Annotated in this window: 3 protein-coding genes; all 3 read right to left on the reverse strand. The window is 39.4% G+C overall.

Annotated features, from left to right (window positions below):
* Positions 1–397 precede the first annotated feature (397 nt).
* The 3 genes from ACYVRB_RS14165 to ACYVRB_RS14175 all read right to left on the reverse strand — a co-directional run bounded on the left by ACYVRB_RS14165 (position 398) and on the right by ACYVRB_RS14175 (position 2,215).
* Complete coding sequence (locus tag ACYVRB_RS14165) at positions 398–682, reverse strand: BRCT domain-containing protein (RefSeq protein WP_019881966.1); 285 nt, start codon at positions 680–682, stop codon at positions 398–400.
* Positions 683–687: 5 nt separating this feature from the next.
* Positions 688–1,338 carry a recombinase family protein gene (locus ACYVRB_RS14170; RefSeq protein ID WP_461216060.1) on the reverse strand — a complete coding sequence of 217 codons (651 nt, stop codon included), beginning with the start codon at positions 1,336–1,338 and terminating at the stop codon, positions 688–690.
* 703 nt (positions 1,339–2,041) lie between these two features.
* On the reverse strand, positions 2,042–2,215 hold the full coding sequence (locus tag ACYVRB_RS14175; protein WP_461216061.1) for a transposase: 174 nt from the start codon (positions 2,213–2,215) through the stop codon (positions 2,042–2,044).
* Between the last annotated feature and the right edge of the window lie 99 nt (positions 2,216–2,314).

Genomic DNA, 2,314 nt, shown 5'->3' on the forward strand with positions numbered 1-2,314 from the left:
GAACGGCCTGTTCCTTAAATTCCTTGTCATAACTGTGCTTCGTCATTATTTGATCCTCCAATTTACTTCCTTAATTATACTAAATCAGAGTCTCTATTTAACCTGTACACTTTTTATTCTAGGCCCAGATTGCCCATGTATTTTTTAGTCTGGTTATTAGCTTTTATGTTTGATCTGCTTATTTCTGATCGCAAACACCCACAACTGCGAGTGAATCCTTTTTGAAGTCGTTGACTGTCAACAATACATTTATTTCCACATTGACATTGACAGAGCCAAAGCGCGTTTCCATTAGAACTGCTTCCCAAAAAACTAATGACTGTGAGTCGTCCAAACGTTTGATTGGCCAAATCGATACGCTTTTGCATACTAATCTCCCCGTTTGATAAGAAGGTACTTAAAGAGTTGTTTTCAATTGATCTAATCGCCATTGGCACCATGAAATAAAGGCTAATTCGTCAATCTTTGGAATGCCATAGGTTCTAGCATACGTTAACTTTTGAGTGGTAAGTAGTTGATCATAGGGTTTGCTAATAATACCAACCACAAGGATATCGACATTTTTGTCAATCCCGTTGACAGGTTTTGCTCCTAGAATAATTGCTAACTGTTGTGCCTGGAAACGACGAAAAGATCGTAAACGGCCGGTAAAGAGAATTCGTTTGCCCCTTAAATCTATCATGATGTTTACCTCTCACTAGGGGGAACGTTTGCTAGATCTTCTGCCTGATACTTTTCGATGCGATATAAGGTTACTGGTGCAATACCTAACATGCGAGCAATTTGTCGCTTGGTCAGAGTTTCATCTCCGTCTTTCTTCCTATTTAAAAGGCGACAGGCTTCTTTATAAATATAGCGTTTTTGACGATTAGGTGAATGAGGACCATATTCGCGAATTTTGCCCTTATATTTGCCCTGGCGTTTGGCAATTTCTATGCCTTGTTGTTGCCGTATCTTAATAGTTTCGCGCTCTTCTTGAGCAATATACTTATATAGTTCGACAATAATTGTCGTAATCAAGTTACGAAGGTTAGTATCTTCAATACTTGCAAAGCTAGGCAGATTTAGAACATTCAATTGAGCCCCACGATGGCGAATGGTTTCGATGATGTCAGTCAAATCATGAGAATTGCGACCAAGTCGATCAAGGCTCAATACCACTACTTCATCATCATCACGAATATAGTCTAACATTGCTTTTAGTTGAGGACGATCGGCATTTTTACCTGAAAGCTTCTCTTGAAAGATTTTATTAACACCGGCATCATGTAGCTGCTCAATTTGACGTGCAAGATTTTGATCACGCGTACTAACACGCGCATAACCGATTTTAGCCAATTCTAGGTCGCCTCCGGGTCACTTATATGTAACTAATAATACTCCCTTCTCACTTTAGTTACAATAGGGTACACCCTATTGTGACTACGCAAGCATCTACCAAGACAAACCTGCATTTAGTATCTCTTGTTTTGATGCGAATTGCCCATTAGGTCTATGCCATCTACCATTTCTATCCCGAAAATATCCTGATGTGTTCGTTTGCTGATTTGCAGTAGCGGCCTGAGCATTTGCTGCTTTGGATGAAGCTAGTGCCTTGGATCTTCTGCTTGTTTCTTGTTGGTGTTCCTCCTGAGCTTGTTGTTTAGCCTCAGGAAACGTTGATATGTACATTGGCAACAAAAAAAGAGTATTAGAGACAAGAAGAATATGTGTTTTCCCTTTAGTCTTCTCGTCTCCTTTTTACGGTATCTTATCCATCGATAAACCCCGTAAATCATTGCTGGTATTGTCATCAATAACAGCAGCACGGAAAGTATGTACATTTTTCTCCTCCAAAAGTCCAATGTTTTAGCCCAACTAATTATTGCTTGTCAATACAATATACGGATCACTCTATATTGCGACATAGGACATCACTGCCGGAAAATATTGGGTCTAGAATTTTTGGTGTTGGAAAGTATTTCCGGCTCTGCGTCAACTGGTGTTGAAGAATAAATTTATCTTTTAGGAAAGTCTCCATGATAGGAGGCTTTTTGTTATTTTAGGCAGTTAATTGGTAGATGCGATTGAAGAAATTGGTTTGATTGCGAAAGCCGAAACATGAACGCTTCAGGGATTTGATCAAACGGTTGGTGCCTTCAATAGGCCCATTTGATCTTGGGCTTGCCGTTGCGGCTAACACACCACTTGGTACCCTGTCAATAAAATAGACAATTTAAATAGAGACTTTTTTGTCCTATGCCACGACTAAATTTTGAATTTGAGTTTGATACTCATCTTCAAGTTGCTTTGGTGATTTGAATCCACAGTGACT

The sequence above is a fragment of the Lacticaseibacillus boliensis genome, assembly GCF_054784775.1.

What these genes read in the sequence shown, in the direction of transcription:
- ACYVRB_RS14165 (WP_019881966.1), bottom strand. Translation starts at nt 682, where the DNA reads ATGATAGATTTAAGGGGCAAACGAATTCTCTTTACCGGCCGTTTACGA.